Source organism: Acetobacter sp. DmW_125128 (assembly GCF_008704325.1).
In the GTDB taxonomy this organism is placed as follows: Bacteria; Pseudomonadota; Alphaproteobacteria; order Acetobacterales; family Acetobacteraceae; genus Acetobacter; species Acetobacter oryzifermentans.
This window is the reverse complement of the sequence record NZ_VHOP01000041.1, coordinates 1-18,320: the sequence shown is the minus strand read 5'-3', so window position 1 is coordinate 18,320 and position 18,320 is coordinate 1. Positions and strand designations below refer to the sequence as shown.

At 53.4% G+C, this 18,320-nt stretch carries 18 protein-coding genes; 13 read left to right on the top strand and 5 right to left on the bottom strand.

The window, feature by feature from the left end; translation table 11 throughout:
- Positions 1 to 125: 125 nt before the first annotated feature.
- Positions 126 to 2,030, top strand: coding sequence for a ParB N-terminal domain-containing protein (locus FKW19_RS12010; protein WP_116100397.1), 1,905 nt, complete (start codon positions 126 to 128; stop codon positions 2,028 to 2,030).
- A gap of 64 nt (positions 2,031 to 2,094) precedes the next feature.
- Here FKW19_RS12010 and FKW19_RS12005 read toward each other — a convergent pair whose 3' ends face one another.
- Together FKW19_RS12005 and FKW19_RS12000 are read right to left on the bottom strand one after the other, a co-directional pair.
- A complete protein-coding gene (locus tag FKW19_RS12005) occupies positions 2,095 to 2,373 on the bottom strand; it encodes a DNA-binding transcriptional regulator (RefSeq protein WP_116100398.1) in 279 nt (92 codons plus the stop codon).
- Positions 2,342 to 2,614 carry a BrnT family toxin gene (locus FKW19_RS12000; protein ID WP_003625670.1) on the bottom strand — a complete coding sequence of 91 codons (273 nt, stop codon included), beginning with the start codon at positions 2,612 to 2,614 and terminating at the stop codon, positions 2,342 to 2,344. Before FKW19_RS12000 ends, FKW19_RS12005 begins: the two co-directional genes overlap by 32 nt.
- A 416-nt stretch (positions 2,615 to 3,030) precedes the next feature.
- On the opposite strand from FKW19_RS12000, the gene FKW19_RS11995 reads away from it, so the two are divergent.
- The 11 genes from FKW19_RS11995 (at position 3,031) to FKW19_RS11945 (ending at position 12,986) form a co-directional block, all read left to right on the top strand.
- Positions 3,031 to 3,432 carry a DUF6876 family protein gene (locus tag FKW19_RS11995; protein WP_035379820.1) on the top strand — a complete coding sequence of 134 codons (402 nt, stop codon included), beginning with the start codon at positions 3,031 to 3,033 and terminating at the stop codon, positions 3,430 to 3,432.
- Between the two features lie 104 nt (positions 3,433 to 3,536).
- Positions 3,537 to 3,875 carry a hypothetical protein gene (locus tag FKW19_RS15770; protein ID WP_238331301.1) on the top strand — a complete coding sequence of 113 codons (339 nt, stop codon included), beginning with the start codon at positions 3,537 to 3,539 and terminating at the stop codon, positions 3,873 to 3,875.
- A gap of 754 nt (positions 3,876 to 4,629) precedes the next feature.
- The gene (locus tag FKW19_RS15455; protein WP_156105411.1) at positions 4,630 to 4,791 is read left to right on the top strand and encodes a hypothetical protein; all 162 of its coding nucleotides are present in this window, start codon (positions 4,630 to 4,632) and stop codon (positions 4,789 to 4,791) included.
- Positions 4,792 to 4,813: 22 nt separating this feature from the next.
- Positions 4,814 to 5,719, top strand: coding sequence for an ArdC family protein (locus tag FKW19_RS11980; protein WP_116100400.1), 906 nt, complete (start codon positions 4,814 to 4,816; stop codon positions 5,717 to 5,719).
- A 24-nt stretch (positions 5,720 to 5,743) separates the two neighbouring features.
- The gene (locus FKW19_RS15765; protein ID WP_238331300.1) at positions 5,744 to 6,154 is read left to right on the top strand and encodes a hypothetical protein; all 411 of its coding nucleotides are present in this window, start codon (positions 5,744 to 5,746) and stop codon (positions 6,152 to 6,154) included.
- Positions 6,155 to 6,805: 651 nt separating this feature from the next.
- A complete protein-coding gene (locus tag FKW19_RS16095; RefSeq protein ID WP_116100402.1) occupies positions 6,806 to 6,973 on the top strand; it encodes a single-stranded DNA-binding protein in 168 nt (55 codons plus the stop codon).
- Positions 6,974 to 7,659: 686 nt separating this feature from the next.
- Positions 7,660 to 8,838, top strand: coding sequence for a DUF3991 and TOPRIM domain-containing protein (locus FKW19_RS11965; RefSeq protein WP_162870760.1), 1,179 nt, complete (start codon positions 7,660 to 7,662; stop codon positions 8,836 to 8,838).
- A 4-nt stretch (positions 8,839 to 8,842) separates the two neighbouring features.
- On the top strand, positions 8,843 to 9,532 hold the full coding sequence (locus tag FKW19_RS11960) for a hypothetical protein (protein ID WP_150150560.1): 690 nt from the start codon (positions 8,843 to 8,845) through the stop codon (positions 9,530 to 9,532).
- Positions 9,529 to 11,586: an ATP-dependent helicase gene (locus FKW19_RS11955; protein WP_116100404.1), complete on the top strand. Its 2,058-nt coding sequence runs from the start codon at positions 9,529 to 9,531 to the stop codon at positions 11,584 to 11,586. Before FKW19_RS11960 ends, FKW19_RS11955 begins: the two co-directional genes overlap by 4 nt.
- A 208-nt stretch (positions 11,587 to 11,794) precedes the next feature.
- A complete protein-coding gene (locus tag FKW19_RS11950; RefSeq protein ID WP_116100405.1) occupies positions 11,795 to 12,442 on the top strand; it encodes a DNA/RNA non-specific endonuclease in 648 nt (215 codons plus the stop codon).
- 310 nt (positions 12,443 to 12,752) lie between these two features.
- Positions 12,753 to 12,986 (top strand): hypothetical protein, encoded by a 234-nt coding sequence (locus FKW19_RS11945; protein WP_116100406.1) that lies wholly within the window; start codon positions 12,753 to 12,755, stop codon positions 12,984 to 12,986.
- Positions 12,987 to 13,293: 307 nt separating this feature from the next.
- On the opposite strand, the gene FKW19_RS11935 is transcribed toward FKW19_RS11945, so the two are convergent.
- Both FKW19_RS11935 and FKW19_RS11930 read right to left on the bottom strand, forming a co-directional pair.
- Positions 13,294 to 13,707: a PIN domain-containing protein gene (locus tag FKW19_RS11935; RefSeq protein ID WP_116100408.1), complete on the bottom strand. Its 414-nt coding sequence runs from the start codon at positions 13,705 to 13,707 to the stop codon at positions 13,294 to 13,296.
- On the bottom strand, positions 13,707 to 13,904 hold the full coding sequence (locus FKW19_RS11930) for an AbrB/MazE/SpoVT family DNA-binding domain-containing protein (protein ID WP_061498081.1): 198 nt from the start codon (positions 13,902 to 13,904) through the stop codon (positions 13,707 to 13,709). Before FKW19_RS11930 ends, FKW19_RS11935 begins: the two co-directional genes overlap by 1 nt.
- Positions 13,905 to 14,101: 197 nt before the next feature.
- On the opposite strand from FKW19_RS11930, the gene FKW19_RS11925 reads away from it, so the two are divergent.
- Entirely contained in the window at positions 14,102 to 14,875 is a 774-nt protein-coding gene (locus FKW19_RS11925; protein ID WP_150150613.1) for a hypothetical protein, read from the top strand.
- Positions 14,876 to 14,924: 49 nt separating this feature from the next.
- Here the strand turns inward: FKW19_RS11925 and FKW19_RS11920 are convergent, their stop codons facing one another.
- Positions 14,925 to 18,110, bottom strand: coding sequence for a type I restriction endonuclease subunit R (locus FKW19_RS11920; RefSeq protein WP_116100410.1), 3,186 nt, complete (start codon positions 18,108 to 18,110; stop codon positions 14,925 to 14,927).
- Between the last annotated feature and the right edge of the window lie 210 nt (positions 18,111 to 18,320).

Below are 18,320 nucleotides of genomic sequence, written 5' to 3'. Positions count from 1 at the left end.
AAGGGTACGCCCCGTTCCGGGGCCTCGCTGACGCTCGCCCTTGCCCCGTGTAGGCGTCTGTGACCGTGCCGAAGGTATGAGGTCAGAAAATGACACCTCATGACCCTGAAAGTGAGGAGAGTATCATGACGGAACTTCGCCGCGTCGATCCCAAAACACTCGTACCAAACCCGAATAATCCACGTAAGACCCAGCCAGATCCTCGTGCGGAACATCAGCTTGCGCTGAATATCAAGACAGTGGGCCTGATACATGCGCCCTGCGTGCGGGAACTTGAGGACGGTCGGTTGATGATTGTCGCTGGTCACAGGCGGGTGCGGGCCTGTATTGCGGCGAAATTGACTGAAATTGACGTGCATGTCCGTTCTGGTGATGAAAAAAGCGATACGATGGCCGCTGTCGCCGAGAACGTCGTGCGTGCCGATATGACGGAATCCGAACAATGGCGTGGTGTGCTGGATATGCGCGAGAAGGGCGCTACGGATACAGAAATCTGTCGGGCTTTTATGGTCACACCAGCCTATCTTCGTGGCCTGATGCTGTTGTCCCAAATTCATCCGCCCATTATTGCGGCAATCGATAGTGGGATTGGGCCTTCCTATACTGACCGGAACGCAATTGCGCGCACTCCGCTGGAGCGCCAACGCGGTGTATGGGCCGAGATCTGGGCGGAAAGCGCTGACGAAGGAGCAGATCCGGCCGACTATGAGATGAGTAGGGAAGACGCCACACATTTCGACTGGTCGGAATTTGTAAGATATCTTGATCAGGTCGAATTATATGCTCGCAACTACGAGTTTGACGACGAGACTGCAAAAGAAGCTGGTGTCGTCTGGGAAGAAGATCTCTTCGGGCAGGGTGGAGAAGATAATCGATACTGCACCCAATATGCCGCTATGTTTAAGGCGCAGCAGATCTGGGCTGAGAAAACTAAGCCTGAAGGAACCATTTACCTCCAGAGCAACGAATATGGGGAAGGAATTGCACCAGACGGATACCGGAAGGTGGGTTCCTGGGAAATGGAATGGGACGAAGATATCCCGGCGATCTGGGTTAACCCACGCACACTGCAGATTCAAAAAGGACGGGTACGCGAACTGGGAGAACAGTCCACCCGCAGGACAGAAAATGGCTCCCTTTCTTTACCGTCAGCCCAAAAACCCGAAAAACCTAAAGAGCGCGCTGATATTTCAGGCACAGGGCTTAAAATTATCGGGGATGTTCGGACACAGGCTTTGCGTCAGGCGCTGGATGCAGCACGAGAAAATGCTGATCCTTGGGATCTGGTTGGTGCTTTCATTCTGGCCCTTAGTGCCAATAATGTAAAAGTCCACGGTGATGATACATATGAGCCTTATGGGAGTGTTACTGAGCGTGACCTGGCTGTCGCCCGTATCTTCCCCGAAGGTGTGTTAGTACGTGATCCGGATCTTCTCAGAAACGCAGCTTTGGGTGTTCTCAGCACTTTCATGAATTGCGGCCTTAGTCAGCATAGCGGTAGCGGTTTGCCCGCCCAGATCCTTGGGGTGTTGTTTGGTGCGGACGAGTATATGCCCACAATGGCCTTTGAAGAATTTCTTAAAAGTTACAGTAAACCGGGAATTACCAAAGCTGTTCAGGCTGAAGGTCTGGAAGAAAAACCCACTGGTAAAGCGATGCGCGAAGCGCTGATGGCCCACTTAGGCGAAAAACGATGGGTGCCGGAACCTGCTACATTTGCAGCAGTACTGCCTGAATGGAAATCCAGGTTAGAGAACCAGGCTGCGCGGCTGGAAGCTCGGGCACGTTTTGCGGCGGAGATGGAGGAAGAAGAAGGTGATGCCGATACTGACGTCACAACTGACAGTAAAGAGGATGAGAACTGTGAGGAGGGTGGGGAGCTTGACGAAGGCCAGACTGATCAGGAGAGCCTGTCTAATGGTGATGAAAGTGCACATCACGCCACTATTCCCGACGATCCACGCATCCCCAGCGAACTGACAGAGCTGGCCCGTGCGATGCCTGAACGTCTTGAAGTAATTATGGTCTGAGTAATAAGGTCTATCCGGCATTTGGGGTTGATGGGCTGAATCCCCGGTTCGTTGGGAAGGTAGCTCAGGCCACCGCCTGAGCTACCATATCGGGGTGTTGTCCGATGACCCGAACGTAGGCTACCGCGAAGTCGGGGGCCATCGCCCGTGCCTGCTCCCAGTCCCGTAACGTGCCGACAGGAACGCGGAAACGGCTGGCAAACTCGACCTGAGACAGACCGAGATCGTTACGGGTTTTACGGATCAACCGTGCCCTTTGCCCACGTTCCATGCCTTCGATGGATACTGCGCGGTCTTCGGAATCCGCCGGATCAGCAGGCAGAATGATATGCTCTCTCTTCACCTTTGTTACTCCTTCTCACGGAAATAAAGCGGGGCAGATCGTCCCGCCAGACAAACACACCGGTGAACAGCTTCTCGCCCACGACGCCAACCACTTTGTAGCGATCCTCCTCATCCTCAATGCGGATGGTGGGCAAGATCAGGTGATTATCGTCCTCGAAAATACGATCGCCAAAGGCCAGAGACAGTTTGTGCTTTTTTTTGTTGGCGAGGTCTTTTGCGGGGTCAAACCTGTTATCCATGAGACGATAATACGGGATTACCGTAGTTACTGTAAAGTGAAAACTACGGGCATCCCGCAACTTTTAGCCATTTCGACAGGTTGCCATCAACCTCGTATGCTCGATAGCAGTAATAAGGCGATCCGTCTCTATGGATCGCTTTTTTGTAACACCCTTTGATCATTCAAAAGAACATTCACACAGTTGAGAAAATAAAAGGAAATATTTGAAAGAGAAGGGCCATAGTCTGGAGGCTGAAGCAAACGGTGGGTTCTCTCCATGCTCGACCGCGGAGCGGTCTGCGCGTGGCTCCGATCCCGGTGCTTCGCACCGCGTTTGCCTCAGCCTCCAGACTATGACGGCCGCTCTGGTATCAGAAAGTGTAATCTTAAAAAGGATGCATTTTCTGGAAATAAACCCAGATTACGGAGAGTTTAATGTCCGATATATTAGAACCGACACACGCTCTTACATCCCAGGCCCTCGCTGGATTTACAGGAACAGTGAAGTATTACCGCTGGCATAGCGGGCTCATTCTGACTGATGGCGCGCGTTACATCGCAGCAAATGGTGCCGCGTGGCTGATTGATATACTGGCAAGTGTTCAGCATTTGCCGACTATGCGCGAGGAAGATCGACAGTTCTGGACCTTGAAGGTTGATCTCGAAAAACACACAGCCGTTATTATTTGCACCGATGGAGATAAGACAGGGGATGGGGAAGTCGAACTTTATCGTCAAGACATCCCTTATACGGATTTCCCCCTAAAAGAAGCCAAGTTATACGCTTTCAGTGAACCCGGCATAGGGCGAATTGTCCTGCTTCCCAGCGAATACTGAAAACGCTGACGCTCTCTACTGTAAGGCCGCCCTGAAGGGCGGCTTTTTTTATATCTGCCATCCAACTGCACCACAAAATACCGTGGTGATAGGGACGTTTTGAAATGTGCAAGACACTCGATGTGACACGACAGACATGTGGTCGATATGTTGTGGAAACGTGCATTCGGCCTGATGGAGCCGTTTTTTTACGCACCCCGGAAATATTCCCGGTCAATGCCCGCAACTGGCATGGTCCATATGAAAATATGAATGCTGCAATCACTGATTTTTTGGACCGGACGGCAATACCGAAGATCACACGTAAGAAACTCTCCTCTCTGCGCGATCACGGCTATGCCGGGGATGTTGGTGGGAAGGAGATGATCCTTCATCTCGATCGCTGGACCGGTGCCACAACGCTCAGTGATTTCGAATTGATCGAGGAGAGCATCCAGACCTGATTTCCTTTCATCCGCATCTCTCAAAATTTGTCAGGAGAATGATCTCATGTTGAAACACACGATCGTTTCTGGAAACCACCTGCTGCGTCCTGCAAAGCCGACCCGATGGATCTGTACAGATGAACCGGTCACGTGCCGGCGGTGCCACATCGAGTGGCTGGATGGTGACCCGGCATTATCCATTGAGTGTCCTGGCTGTGGTGCGGAAGCTGGCTATCCTTGTCAGCGGCCCCAGGGAGGCAATGAACGTGTCTGTTTCCAGCGTGACCGTCAGGCTATTCGCAATGGTCTGCTGATGCCATGCGAAGGTTTATCGTGGGATGGACGGCACGATAAGCGTCTGATGATGACGTCACATCCTCACCCTCACGCCATTCCAATTCTGAGTGGCGCACCAGTAAGTCGATTTACTGCGTAAGGGATCATCTCACGTGATTCAGGTGTGTCCAATATGGCCACACTTTCAGATTTTCCATGATGAGGAAGAAGTCTTTCCTAACATGAAGGATGAAGCACGTCACGTCCTGTTTGAGATGTGAAGACGAAAATCAAATCAAAAACAAAGAAAGAGAAAAACAAGAACAACAAAGAATGTGCACCAGAGCGCCGCGGCGGGGGCAAGAGGTGGGTTCTCGCCATGCTCGACCGCAAGCGGTCTGTGCGTGGCTCCGATCCCGGTGCTGACGCACCGCTCTTGCCCCCGCCACGGCGCTCCGGTCGCGCGAAGGTATCCAAAAGGAAAAGGACACCGACGATGCGCGATACGAAACTCCCTCTCCCCACAACAGCACGCGATTATCTGGAACTCGCAGGTTTCCTGCTGGGGACAATTCTTCTGGGGCTGACACTCATGATCCTGATCTGCGGACCCGCATTCGTACTGCCCCACAGCCTGACCTTTGCCGGTTTGGGTTAACTCCTGAGAAGAGGAATGGATTATGACCAAACATGAACGTGTTGATCTCTATCAGGATGTGACCAACCGCATCGTGGAGCAGTTAGAAAACGGAGTGGCCCCATGGGTGCAGCCCTGGTCTAATACCGCTTCAGGCCCGTCACTTCCACTCAACGTCACCACAGGTCGCCGATATAGCGGTATCAACGTGCTCCTGTTGTGGGGAACCGTGCAGATGTGCGGTTTTACCTCTCAGAGATGGCTGACGTTTAATCAGGCACGAAAAGTTGGTGGCAGTGTGAGGAAAGGTGAAAAGGGCACGACCGTTTTCTATGCGGACAGATTTGTGCCCGGTGGTCAGGAGGCTGACGAAGAGGCGCGGGCCATTCCCTTTCTGAAGCGCTTTACGGTTTTCAATATTGACCAGTGCGAACACCTGCCCGAAGACATGACGGGATCAGTCGCATCGCTACCGGAGCGCGAGATTGTCCCTCATGCAGACGCTCTGCTGCAGGCCACAGGTGCGGACATCCGAATTGGTGGTGACAAGGCATTTTATGCCCCAGATCCAGACTACATTCGGCTTCCCCCACAGAATGCCTATTATGAGCAGATCAACTGGTATCGCACGGCTTTTCACGAAACCGCGCATTGGAGTGGCCATAAAAGCCGTCTGGACCGTGACCTGTCTGGTCGGTTCGGTTCTCATAAATACATGGCAGAAGAGATCGTGGCTGAGCTTACGGCGGCCTTCGTTCTTGCCGAGTTGAACATCACGCCGACAGTGCGACACGCTGATTACATTGGGAGTTGGATTGCCCTGTTGAAAGAAGACAAGCGGGCAGTTTTTGCAGCAGCGCGTCTCGCGTCACAGGCAGCGGAATACATACTTGCTTTTCAGAGTAAGGCTCCCCGGTTACCCGCAGAACTTTCACGGATGGCGGCCTGAATGGGGCGAGGGATGCGGGCACTCGTGTCCGTATTCTGGGCTAACCCGAATACGATGCCCCCTCCAACAAGTGACACATTGCCGGACGGCAAGAGTTTATGGCTCTGCACCATACTGGACCGGAGTGTAGAGCGTGAGATCATCTCTCACTATGCACCGCGTATCCGCCCTGGTTCAGGGTGGTCACATGGTTGGTCTCCATTGCTCGACCCACCCAAACGCTGGAGTGGCACACGCAAAGCGGCAGCACGTCGTCGCAACCTGCGCCGACGGCTGGAAAAGGCAGTTCCACTCTTTGCCGATCAGTTCGAGGAGCAGGAACTCCAACGCAGGCCTGATTACTTCGATCCAGACAGTATTGAGCGCGAACAGTGCAAAAAAAAACTGATAACTGATCGCTCAAAATACCTACGCGCGGGAAAACACGTATCATGAATAGACAGTATTACACGTCACCTTTTCAGGGTGGGGACAATCCGTTGCGCGTGGGAACCATAGCGCTTGGTGCAATCTATCACATGCCACTTGGCGATTATATTGGTCCTCGCGAGCCATGGATCGTCGAAGCATTTTTGAACGGCCAGTATCATGCAGCCCGTCGAGATCCTCTGACTGGGAAATGGCAGAGTGTGTTTGTTAGCGGCCGGTCTGACAGGGCTCAACTTCGTAACCTTGCTACAGGAAAACGCATGATATTGGCCACTCACTGGTTGGTCAGTAGCGCGCGGCAATTTGGTGATGAGAACTCTTATCCCAAGCTTCCCGATATCGGAAAATTCTACAGAATATCCGAGAGAAAAGGGAAAGAGATACGAAGTTAAAATAAAGAGAAAGAAGGAAGAAAGAAAAGACAACACACTGCCGCACATCTTTCCGGGTCTGTGCGGTGTGAAGCGGCCGTCGTCGTGGTCAAGCCCCAAGCCTTCGGTCGTGACGGCACCGTGAAGCCACATGCGGCTTCCGCACCACTGCCGTCCCGAGGGCCTGACCCCGCCGCCTATGGCCGCTTCTTAAGGACCGCACCCGGAAAGATGATGCGGCAGCGGGCCGTCTCAAGATCCGGGAAGAACAGAAAGAAAATCTGTCATGCGCGGAACAGTCAATCGCGTCATCCTGGTGGGAAACCTCGGCAAGGATCCCTTGCGAGAAGATCTGGAAAACGGGGCAAGTCGGGTTTCATTCCCCTTGGCGACCTCAGAGAGCTGGTCAGATCAGTTTCAGGGCAAGCGGAAACAAATGCGAGAATGGCATTAGATTGTCTGTCTCGATCAACGTCTTGCTGATCTGACAATGCGCAAATGCCGAAAGGGTACCCAGGTTCTGGTTGAAGGACGCCTGCGCGCCACACTCGTGAGTGAAGGGCCGGCGCAGTGGGTGCGCACCGAGATCGTCATTGATGGATCTGGTTGCGACATCACAATTCTCGAACTGAGCAAACCGATCAGGCGGAAAGCCAGAAAACCACGGGCTCGCAAAAGCTGAAATCCTAAAATTCAAACGCAAAGGACAAACGTCATGACGACGCAGATGACACCCTTATCTTCCGTACGCCCGAATGCTCGTTCGTGCTGGCGCCAACTGTCGTCAGAAGCTTCCTTCTTGGATTATAGCATCGGCTGCCACGCCCTTCCGTCTCGTCTTGAAGCGGCTCTACGGCGTAAAGCGATGCGGGCACGGCGTAAAGCCTGGGAACATATGCTCGATAGCAGCCACCCGGGGCGTCGGTCATGAACACATCACAAATCGTCATTGGCCATAATTTTTCAAACTCGTCGCATCATGCTCTCGCAGGATGGATCTCCGAGAGAGGAGATCCGACATGCACCCAACTGCTTGCAGGCCGACTGCCAACAGTCAAACGCGCCTACAAAACACAGGGCTTGCGGAAAGAAAACATAGCTCTCTCGCCATCTGTTACGTCAATTCGGGGAGTGCGGGTCATGTCGGATAACCGAACCATCGACGCACAACGGGATGAGCTTGCAACACTACGTGAGCGCGTTCGGTGCGAACTTGTCCTAGAACGCGAAGGCTATCGTCTTGACAGAGAAGCCACAGCGCAACGGTCGGCCAAAAACCTGAAGTTCCGCCGTGGTGAGGGCGAAATCATCATTGTAAACCACGGTGGCAAAGGCTGGTGGGATCCGACAAATCCTGATCGTAGCGCGCGTGGTGATGTTATCAAACTGGTCCAACACCTCAAACCTGGCCTTAATCTTGGCCATGTGCGGCGCGAGTTACGCAACCTGATCGGTCTGGAGCCGAGCTACGAAGTCAGAGAACGGACCAAACCGACTTCGACTGACACGAACCAGAAACGTGATCCAGCATGGATGTGGGAACATCGTCATCCACCCCAGCAGGGCTCAGCTGCATGGCGCTATCTTTCAGAAGAGAGAGGACTGCCTGATCGCATACTGGACGCTGCGGCTAAACAAAACCTGTTACGAGAAGGTCCCAACGGCACAGCCTGGTTTGCGCATCGTGACAATCAGGGAGCGTTGAGCGGCATGGAAATGCGTGGGCCTGAGTACCGTGGCTTTTCAACCGGGGGCATTGGCAAGCGGTTATTCCGGTTTGAGTCTGATCCCGGCGTGCCACCCTCACGTGTCGTCGTGGCCGAAGCAGCAATAGATGCCCTGTCTTTCGCCTCCATGGACCGTTTTTCCCGCAACACGCTTTACTTGTCCACGGGTGGAGGCATGAGCCCGGAAAGTGTCGCTGAGCTGAAGCAGGTGCTGACGGATGTGGCCCAACGGCCAGAAGGCCGTCTGGTTATCGCGGTCGATAATGACCAGCAGGGTGATCACTATGCTGCAATGTTTTCAAAAATGGCACAGGAGGTCGGGTTGTGGAATGGCCGGGCCTCACCAAAAACACCCGGATCTGACTGGAATCAGGTTTTAAGGGCACGCGGCAACAAGGAAAGTTCAGCCCCGCGCCCTTTTGGCGAACTGGCGGGATCAGCGACAACCACCACACCACACCCTCAAGTCGCAGCAGGATGGGTCGATGACCTCAAATTACGTAAACGCCAGCAATCCCAGCCCGTTCCGCAGGCAGAGCAGGCTGCGCCATCTGTAAGGCGTTCTGGCTCACCCTCATTGGGAGGTCGATAACGTCATGTTCGACCAGAATTATCATGAACAGAAAAGCGAAATCCACGATCCGAAGTGGAGACGCGCAATACTGACAGTTTTTCACAGCACTGAACGCGCAAGGAATGTGTGGGAAAAACGATGTTCCAATCCTGCTCAGACACCTTGCCAGTTTGTCAGCTGCACCGATGGAACACGTGATCTGATTGGCGTGGTGATCGGTGGAACGATGCCAGAGGCTGCAGACTCAAGGCTGTGGGACTTGGAGTGTGCATTCACCATGCTCACTGAAGATGCCGAAATCCTGATTGTTAAAGGCTGGTACGCCACAGCAGTCGAGCAGGTCGTTGAGGATATCACAGAAGGAATTGAAGCCATGAAATCAAACGAACAAACATATCGCGATGACGTTCTTGACCTTCTGGTTATCAAGGCGGGTCTTGCGCAGCAGCTTGATCAGTCACCAGCGGCAAAAGCGTTCTGGGATATCCATCTTGAACGCCTTGGGGCAGCAAAATGGCCTGAGGGGCCTTTGCCACAATGTCTTGTGCGTTTTGATGAGCGAACCGGTGCCAAACTCGGTCTCGTTATCAGTGGCGTCTGGGTCGAGCGTTTGGGAGACTGGGATCTGAATGAGCCATTTCTTGTGCTCTCAACGGATGGAGAAATCCAGCGCTGTGAGGGGCGCGTTGTGGAACAGGTCAGTGTGTTATGAGCGCCTCGCTGAGCATCCCGCCGCGTCTTGCTCCTGTGCTGGACGACCTCACTCCAGCGCAGCGTGCTGCAGCTTTGGCGCTAGGCCGCGTTCTGGTGCTTGCTGGTGCTGGCACAGGGAAGACCAAGACCCTGACGGCTGGTGTCGCCACGCGGATCGAACTGTATGGTATGGAGCCATCACGTATTCTCTGCGTGACGTTTACCAACAAGGCGGCCCGCGAAATGCGGGAACGGATTACACGGGCTTGCGGAGAGGGGATGGCACCTTCATGGCTCGGCACATTCCACGCGCTGTGCGCGCGCCAGTTGCGGGCAGAACCCGATATTGCTTATCTGCGAGCGGGATTTGATATTCGTGACGCTGATGACACGCTTGCCATTGTTCGTCGCCTGATTAAGGCGACCCCCGTTGAGCAGTTGCCCCGCCCAGAAGAGGGAGAACCTGGAGATGCGCGTCAGATCGCCAAGATGGCCGAACGGATTTCTCGTTTGAAGGAAGATCTGGTGACACCAGATATGGCGGGGCATCATGTTGAAGCCATGATAGCGCGAGCACACGCTCAAAAACGTTTTGTGGACGATGTGGGCTGGCGTTTTGTCGTTGGGTTATATGGCCGCTATCAGAGTTTGCTGCGCGAACAGAACGCTGCGGATTTTGGCGATCTGCTGATGTGGCCTACCTTGGCCATGCTCAAAAATGAGACCTATCGCTATCGGTGGTCTCGTCGTTTTACATCTGTCATGGCCGACGAATTTCAGGATGTAAACCGCGCCCAGTTTCTCTGGCTCAAAATGATCTCTGAGGTGTCAGGAGAACTGTTTGCTGTGGGGGACGATTCACAGAGCATCTATTCCTGGCGTGGAGCAAAAGTTGGTTTCATACGAGGGTTTTCCCAGGAGTTTCCCGAAGCCAAGACATTCAAACTTGAAGAGAACTTTCGCTCGACCGCTCATATTCTTGACGCATCCAATGCAATTATTGCTCAGGATCCTTCACGTATTCCAAAGACCTTGTATACACGAAAAGGTGCAGGCAAGCCCATCGAAGTGTTGCAGTTTTCCTATATCAGCGAGGAGGCTGACGCTATTGCCGCCGAAATTGGCAGGCGGGCCGCCGCAGGATGCCCGTGGCATGATATCGCCGTGATCTATCGTCAGAACCGTCTCAGCCGCTCGATAGAGGAAGCACTGATACAGGCGCGGGTGCCTTATGAAATTGTTGGCGACGTCGGGTTTTATCAACGTGTTGCCGTCAAGGATGCCCTTGCTCTGGTCTCTCTTGCTGCACGTCCGGATGACCGACAATCCGATGAAGCCTTTCGCCGGGTAGCAAATAAACCATCCCGCGGTCTTGGAGCAAAGGGACTGGGAGCTATTGAACTCACTGCGCGCGAGCAGGACATATCCTTACTCTGCGCTGTCCATGGGGCACGTCTCTCCCAGAAAGCAGCGACCGCCCTTACAGAGTTTGAGCGCGTGGTGAGGGAAGTTGGGGCACAGGAGAACCTGAGCGTCGGGGATCGGATGCGTCTCTTACTTGAAGATACTGGCTATTTCGACATGCTTCGTGCTGATGACAGTGATGAAGCTGCGACACAGATGGAGAACCTTGCTGAGCTGGCCGATGTAGCTGACCGTTATCGCAAGGTTGACCATCTGATGGAACACGCTGCCCTGGCCTCAGGCGCACCTGGAGAAAAAGGGAAGGAGCGTGTGCAGCTGCTGACGATGCATCGTGCAAAGGGGCTTGAGTTTCGACATGTGTTTCTTCCTGCGTGGGAAGATAGTCTATTCCCAGGAAGTAATGCACGGAATCTGGATGAAGAGCGCCGACTGGCCTATGTGGCCCTGACACGAGCCATGGAACAGGCAACCATCACCTGCTGCGATTATCGACAGGGAACATCGTCCATCCCGTCCCGGTTTTTGGATGATATCCCCTCCAATAACCGGATACGACACTGGAACTGGCAGGACGGTCGTGGATCACTGTCCAGTAATCGGCCGACATGGGAACAGACCCAACGTGAACTGAATGCGTTGGGGATCTGATCGTGGATATTCTTACCAATAAGCAAACGCGATTGCCCGCCCAGATGCCCGCTCGGCGCTGGGCCCATTATTGCTGCGTTGGCAAGGCGGGAGCGGTATTCGGTGCGAACACGCATCCAGGCGAGATAATGTGGTACTGCGCAAAACATCGGTCTCTGATGCGCCCTGTGCCACCAGGCCCCATGCCGCGAACATCGGGAAGAAGCTGATGGGCGCTGGACGTTGGAAGGGGGTAATGTTGGCGCTTACCCTGATGGTATTCGGTTTTCATGAAACACGGGTCTACGGAAAGGAAGGCTGCCCAGACCTGTTCTATAAAGGACAAATGCCAGTTTTGGGCGGCGAGTTCGGTCACGGGACAGTCCTGTGCAACACGGCGTATGCCGCTATGGACTCTTCGCTTTCAAAAGGCCCGATCTGGTCGGCAGAGTATATTGTTGAAGAAAATCTTGAAGTTGCGGCCCGTACCAAGCGAGGAGGCTATTTCTATCCGGACGCCCGGCTTCCCGCAGGCTACCGTGGAGAGTTGGCCGACTGGAAGCATAGTGGCTGGGATCGAGGACATTTGTCTCCGTCGGGTGATTTCGCTGGCCTCACGGCTCAACAGGAATCCTATGCATTGTCTAATGTTGTCCCACAGGCTCCGGGTTTGAACCGCGGAGCATGGGAGGGAATTGAGGCCGCTGTTCGGGGGCTCGCGAATGCTGAGGGAGAACTCTATGTCGTGACAGGAGTGCTGTTTTCTCATCACAGAGTCAGTGTCGGCCCTGATAGAGTCATGATCCCATTGCAGATGGTGCCGCCGTGTATGTCTGTGCAAACACAAATCAGCCTGATTGTAAGATCGTTTCTTTAGAAGTTTTGTCACGTTGGGCCGGTATCGATGTATTTCCATCTCTGTCGGTCTCTATCAAACAACACATCATGCCGATGCCCGCCATAGAAGAAAGCCCATATGCAGCAAGCGTTCGAACTGAGCAGTCCAGAGCGAATGGATTTAACTGGAATGATCGACGGGTCAAAGAAGTATTGCGTTTGCTGCAGAAAGCACTCGGTCGATAGGTTGTAAATATTTGTTATTCCCAGATAAAACGACATAAAATTTCTAATTTCTAATTTCTAATTGATATTAAAGTATTGTCTCAGGAAATACAGAGGGCGTGACAATGGAAAAAACACTTATCGCACAGGCTATTAGTCATGAAGAATCACAGCGCCGTAGGCGAGTTGTCGAAGAAGCGCGGTCAGCTAATTTCCGGCAGGGCTATCGTCACGATGCCGTTCTGGAAGAAGCTAATGAGCGCTTTATTCTTGGTTTGATTTCGCTTGATGATTTAAAAAAAGAAATGCGGCAGGCTGTTCTGAATAACCGTTGTGCGTTCCAGCATGTCAGAGCATGATTTGGAGCACGGTTACACTTACCCCAATGTGTCAGACGACCCGGATCAGCGCGATGTATTAAGGAACAGGCTGGGTATTCGCAGTCATACGATACTGAGCCAAGGCGAGTATCGTACTACCAGTGATCGATGGATAGAAACTCAGCTTGCTATGCGAACTGCAGGACTCGAACCCGAGCCAACCCGCAGTGACACGATTCTAACCCTTTGAAACAGCTAAAAGAATGCGACGTGCTGTCTTCCGGTTAGCATTTTGGTTCCCGGAACTGGTTAAACAGTCTGGGAACTTGGTATGGTGAATTTAACCTCACTCTGCTGGTTTCCGGAAGGGGTTTATGATGGTTATCATGTCAAAAATCCGCTGACCGTTCTGCATATCTTCGGACAAGAGGGTTTCAATGCCATTTTCCATGGCGCAGGCCAGAATCATGGCGTCATAGGTCTGGAGCCCATACCGTTCGATAATGGCCCAGCCACGGCTGTAAACAGCTTCCGTGATGGGATGAATCGTGACCAGCCCCCGGAAGTCGGTAATCAATGTTTTGATGTCGTCTAGTGGAAGTCTGGTTTTACGCCTGAGCGTATTTGTGGCTTCGTTAAGTGTCTGAACCGAGATATGGCAGTCCTGATGCAGAAGGAGACTGTCAGCAATGCCGGCCTTTTCTGTTCCTTCTTCCATCATGGCATAGAGAAGGATGTTCGTATCCAGAAAGAGAGACATTAGTCTTCGGGACGTTCAAAACGGAACCCGGAAGGTAGTTTTTTCCCGATTTCTTTCAGGGAGCGGAGTGCTTCTTCGCGGGATTTCAGGCGTGTGAAAACAGCATCCACATTGTCGCCTTCCTGCAAACCAAGCTGTTTGACAATGTGGGAGGGAATACGCACAGCAAGGCTGTTACCCCATTTGGAAACCTGCATGAGAACCTCCTATGTTGGATATACGTAAATACAGAATGTTTATCTTACCTGCAAGGAATATTACGATATAATCTATTGGGGTTGCTGGCTGGGACACCACAAATTATCAGTCGAGATGGTCTGGAATCGCTTTTGACGATAGCATGCATTTTTTTGATATATGTTATAATGCACTTAAAGAGAACAAGAGTGATGCAATGACCGAAAGTAATTCAGTGGAGTGTGTACCGAAGAGTATCGTGCGCTACATTAAAGAGAATCCGCATATGGCTGTTTCCGTTGCTCTGTTCTGCGGCGGTGGGTTGGCTCTTCAGCGCGACGTTACATCACTTGCAGGCTCCTTGTTCGGTGCCGGTGGAGCGCTCCTTGGGGCTTGGATCACTGAATTGAACAAGCGTCGTTCTGAGGCTGAAGAGAAGGAAAAAAAAGAAGCTGGTGCCGTTGCAGCACTTGCGCCAGAACTACAACATACCATTGAACGAGTTCAGTATATTCTGGATAGATCAACAGTTAATTTTAGTTGTGAATCCGCTGTTGAGAGCGTGAAAACTAACGACCAGCAGGCGGATTTCCGACCTTATTTCCCGACGCTCTATCCGAGCGCGTCCCAAGTGCGTGATCTGCCTGATAAGAAAGTCATTGCCCTTATCCGTTACTATGATTCGTTGAATGAGATATCCCATTATGTTGACGATTGGTGGGAGCGGGAAGGACAGCTTGCCGTTAACATTTTCAATATGCTCATGCATGCCGCAGAAAAAAGTCTTCGGTTGGGTTTGATATGCGTCCGTGAGTTCGACCTTGAGGCACGTTTTCCACCACCACACGAATCTTATGGTACATTGACGTCACGTATCGAACGTTCGCTTTCCCATGCGTCCCAAGCTCGTAAGCGTCACTTGGATCGTGCTGAAGCACTTGATCTGAAATCTGGAAAATCCAAGGAGCCAATGCCCTTTCGAAAATACTAGATATGTGGCCTACAATTACTCTCTTGGTCTCTCCGCATAACGACGATATCTAAAGCTCTTTCTGGTTTGCCCAGATCGGAGCAAACTGCTCTGCCTGACGTAGTATATGCTGCACGGCTTCGTCCTGCATATCCGGCGGGTATCCATAGTGACGCAGCAGGCGTTTGACGGAAGTGCGCATCTTGGCGCGGGCCTGCGCCATGACGGTCCAGTCCACTGTGGCATTTTCCCGAATAGTATTCACCAGTGCTGTGGCGATAACCCGCAGGCTGGGGTCGCCCATGGCGTCCTTGGCGCTCTGGTTCTGAGCCAGTGCGTCATAAAATGCGATTTCTTCCTGTGTCAAACCCAGTTCCTCGCCCCGGTCACGGGCAGAGGCCATGTCTCGGGCCATGCGGATGAGTTCATCCAGTATCTGGGCGGATGTCAGGGCGTTGGCATGGTAGCGGGCAACGGCCTGTTCCAGCCTTTGTGAGAAGGCTTCGGCTTCCGTGATGTTGGTGCGCGTTCGGCTGCGTATCTGGCCTTCCAGAAGCTTCTTGAGCGCCTCAATGGCCAGATTACGCTGGGGCATTTCCCGCACTTCCTGCAAGAAGGCGTCCGAGAGGATGGAAATATCAGGCTTTCCAATGCCAGCGGCTTCCATGATGTCGATGATATCAGTGGAAATGACGGCCTTGCTGACCAGTTGCTTGATGGCCAGTTCGCGTTCCTGCGCGCTCCGGCCATCGCTGCCGGTGCTTATGCTCTTGACCAGAGCCGCCCTGACAGCTTCAAAAAACCCGATTTCATCGCGTAGTCTGGCGGCTTCATCACTGGCAGAAGCCAGCGCAAAGGCAACCGAAAGCGCCTTGACGGCATCCGGGTAGCGTTTCTGGGCTGCTTTGCGCTCTTCATCACTTTTGGCCGATGCCATGACCCGTTGCTGCTGGCCCAGAATATGGTCAAGCGCTCCCGCCATGATGGACAGCTTGGCCTTCGGGGTTGCGCCGTCCTGCAAGGCAGGGCGGTAGTCAAAGCCACCCGCCTGACCGGGATTGAACATGGCCCGCACGACTTCGTAGCGTTCCTGCAAGGCGCGGATGGCCTCTCCTTCATCAATGCCGACCTGTTCGCGGTCTCCAGCGGAGTATTCGCCCAGAGCTGCCTTGAGGTTCTGGGCGAGACCGATATAGTCCACCACCAGACCGCCGGGTTTGCCCTTGAACACGCGGTTGACGCGGGCAATGGCCTGCATCAGCCCATGCCCGCGCATGGGCTTGTCCACATACATGGTGTGCATGGAGGGTACGTCAAAACCTGTCAGCCACATGTCGCGCACAATAACCAGCCGGAGCGGGTCGTTATTGTCTTTCATGCGCTTTGCCAGCAATTCACGTCGGGCTTTGGACTTCTTGCCAATATGGGGCTGGAACCCGGCAGGGTCGGATGAACTGCCAGTCATCACCACCTTGATGGCTCCTTCATTATCATCATCACTGTGCCATGCGGGGCGTAAGCGGATGATCTCGTTATAGAGCGCCACACAAATGGCACGGCTCATGCCCACGATCATGCCTTTGCCTTCAAGGGCAGTCAGGCGGTTTTCAAAATGGGTCACAAGGTCTTCGGCTATCCGGCGCAGGCGGGGTTCCGAGCCGACCAGTGCTTCTACGCGAGAGTATTTCTGGCTGAGTTTATGTTCCTCGTTCTCGGAAAGCCCTTCGACAATATCGGCCAGTTCGTCGTCCAGCTCTTCCTTGAGGTCTTCATCCAGTTCGATGCGCACAAGGCGGCTTTCGTAATAGATGGGCACGGTTGCTCCATCCTCGACAGCCTGCGCGATGTCGTAAATGTCAATGTACTCGCCAAAAATACCGCGTGTGTTCACATCGGCATTTTCAATGGGGGTGCCGGTAAAGCCGATAAAGGAGGCATTGGGCAGGGCATCGCGCAGGTATTTGGCAAACCCGTAGGTCATTTTGCCGGTCTTGGGGTTGAATTTGGCTTCCAGCCCATACTGGCTGCGGTGCGCTTCATCCGCCATGACCACCACATTGCGCCGGTCGGTCAAAGTGGGCAGGCTGGTTTCCCCGTCTTCGGGCTGGAACTTCTGCAAGGTGGTAAAGATGACACCGCCCGAGGTGCGCCGGAGGAGTTTCTGCAAGTCCTCCCGGCTGTCTGCCTGTTCCGGTGTCTGGCGCAGCAAAGTCTGTGCGCCGGAGAAGGTGGCGAAGAGCTGGTCGTCCAGATCATTGCGGTCTGTCAGCACAATGATGGTGGGGTTTTCCATCTCCGGGTGACGAGCGATCACGCCTGCATAGAAGGTCATGAGCAGGCTCTTGCCGGATCCCTGCGTGTGCCAGACTACCCCGACCTTGCGGTCTCCATCCGGAGCAGAGGCCCGCACAGTCTGAGCCACGGCCTTTCGGCAGGCATGGAACTGGTGATAGCCCGCGAGAATCTTGATCGGGCTACCGCTCTTCTCGCCAAACAGCACAAAGTCACGGATCAGGCCCAGAAACCAGCGTGGGGTGAACACGCCCCGCAGAACGGTTTCCATTTCCTCATGGTTTTTGGCGATCAGGTCTTCGCCGTTGATCGTGCGCCATGGCATGAAGCGGTCACGGTCGGCTGTGAGGGAGCCAACGCGGGCCTGTGTGCCATCCGAAATCATCAATGCTTCATTGAAGCGGAAGAGCGAGGGAATCAGGCTGCGATAGGTCTGGAATTGGTTCCAGGCTGAATCCAGCGTGGCGTTCTCGGAACTGGGGCTTTTGAGTTCAACCACCCCAAGCGGCATACCGTTGACGAAAAGAACAAGGTCTGGCCTGCGGTTGGCCTCGTCTTTTTCAATGACGAACTGGCGTACGACCAGAAAGTCATTGCTCTCCGGGTTCTCAAAATCCAGCAGGCGCACCCGGTCGCCAGACTGGGTACCATCTTCGCGCACCATATCCACCGGCACGCCATTGACCAGATAGTCATGCAGACGACGATTTTCGTCCACATGGTCGGGTGTGTCTTCGCGGATCAGGGCCAGCAGGGCTTCATCGCGCGAGGCTTGGGGAAGGTGTGGATTTAGACGATCTATGGCCGCCCGAAGGCGTTTTTCCAGAATGACGTCCGATAACGAGGCGCGTTCGGGCTTTTTGCCACCGGGGGCAATATCTGGCCCCCAGACAATAGTGTAGCCACATTCGCGTAGAATATCGCAGGCCCAGTCTTCGATCTCGTTTTCGGACAGAAAACTCATGCTACGTCTTCCACCATCTTTTCGGCATCCCGGATGCTGATTTCGCCTGACATTAGCTTGGGGAGCAGGAGGTCTCGGAGTTGGGTTAAAGTATCAATTTCCGACAGATTTTCATCAATTTTTTCTAGGGCGTGTCGTCAGTTAAGCCCTGAGAGTGGCACGTGAGGGTTGTACTTTGTGTCTGCGTGTGCTGACTGTTTTTCCCGTTTT

What these genes read in the sequence shown, in the direction of transcription:
- FKW19_RS11945 (WP_116100406.1), top strand. Translation starts at nt 12,753, where the DNA reads ATGGAAAAAACACTTATCGCACAGGCTATTAGTCATGAAGAATCACAG.
- FKW19_RS15770 (WP_238331301.1), top strand. Translation starts at nt 3,537, where the DNA reads ATGTGCAAGACACTCGATGTGACACGACAGACATGTGGTCGATATGTT.
- FKW19_RS11955 (WP_116100404.1), top strand. Translation starts at nt 9,529, where the DNA reads ATGAGCGCCTCGCTGAGCATCCCGCCGCGTCTTGCTCCTGTGCTGGAC.
- FKW19_RS11960 (WP_150150560.1), top strand. Translation starts at nt 8,843, where the DNA reads ATGTTCGACCAGAATTATCATGAACAGAAAAGCGAAATCCACGATCCG.
- FKW19_RS11935 (WP_116100408.1), bottom strand. Translation starts at nt 13,707, where the DNA reads ATGTCTCTCTTTCTGGATACGAACATCCTTCTCTATGCCATGATGGAA.
- FKW19_RS16095 (WP_116100402.1), top strand. Translation starts at nt 6,806, where the DNA reads ATGCGCGGAACAGTCAATCGCGTCATCCTGGTGGGAAACCTCGGCAAG.
- FKW19_RS11995 (WP_035379820.1), top strand. Translation starts at nt 3,031, where the DNA reads ATGTCCGATATATTAGAACCGACACACGCTCTTACATCCCAGGCCCTC.
- FKW19_RS12010 (WP_116100397.1), top strand. Translation starts at nt 126, where the DNA reads ATGACGGAACTTCGCCGCGTCGATCCCAAAACACTCGTACCAAACCCG.
- FKW19_RS11920 (WP_116100410.1), bottom strand. Translation starts at nt 18,110, where the DNA reads ATGAGTTTTCTGTCCGAAAACGAGATCGAAGACTGGGCCTGCGATATT.
- FKW19_RS12000 (WP_003625670.1), bottom strand. Translation starts at nt 2,614, where the DNA reads ATGGATAACAGGTTTGACCCCGCAAAAGACCTCGCCAACAAAAAAAAG.
- FKW19_RS11925 (WP_150150613.1), top strand. Translation starts at nt 14,102, where the DNA reads ATGACCGAAAGTAATTCAGTGGAGTGTGTACCGAAGAGTATCGTGCGC.
- FKW19_RS15455 (WP_156105411.1), top strand. Translation starts at nt 4,630, where the DNA reads ATGCGCGATACGAAACTCCCTCTCCCCACAACAGCACGCGATTATCTG.
- FKW19_RS11930 (WP_061498081.1), bottom strand. Translation starts at nt 13,904, where the DNA reads ATGCAGGTTTCCAAATGGGGTAACAGCCTTGCTGTGCGTATTCCCTCC.
- FKW19_RS11950 (WP_116100405.1), top strand. Translation starts at nt 11,795, where the DNA reads ATGGGCGCTGGACGTTGGAAGGGGGTAATGTTGGCGCTTACCCTGATG.
- FKW19_RS11980 (WP_116100400.1), top strand. Translation starts at nt 4,814, where the DNA reads ATGACCAAACATGAACGTGTTGATCTCTATCAGGATGTGACCAACCGC.
- FKW19_RS11965 (WP_162870760.1), top strand. Translation starts at nt 7,660, where the DNA reads ATGTCGGATAACCGAACCATCGACGCACAACGGGATGAGCTTGCAACA.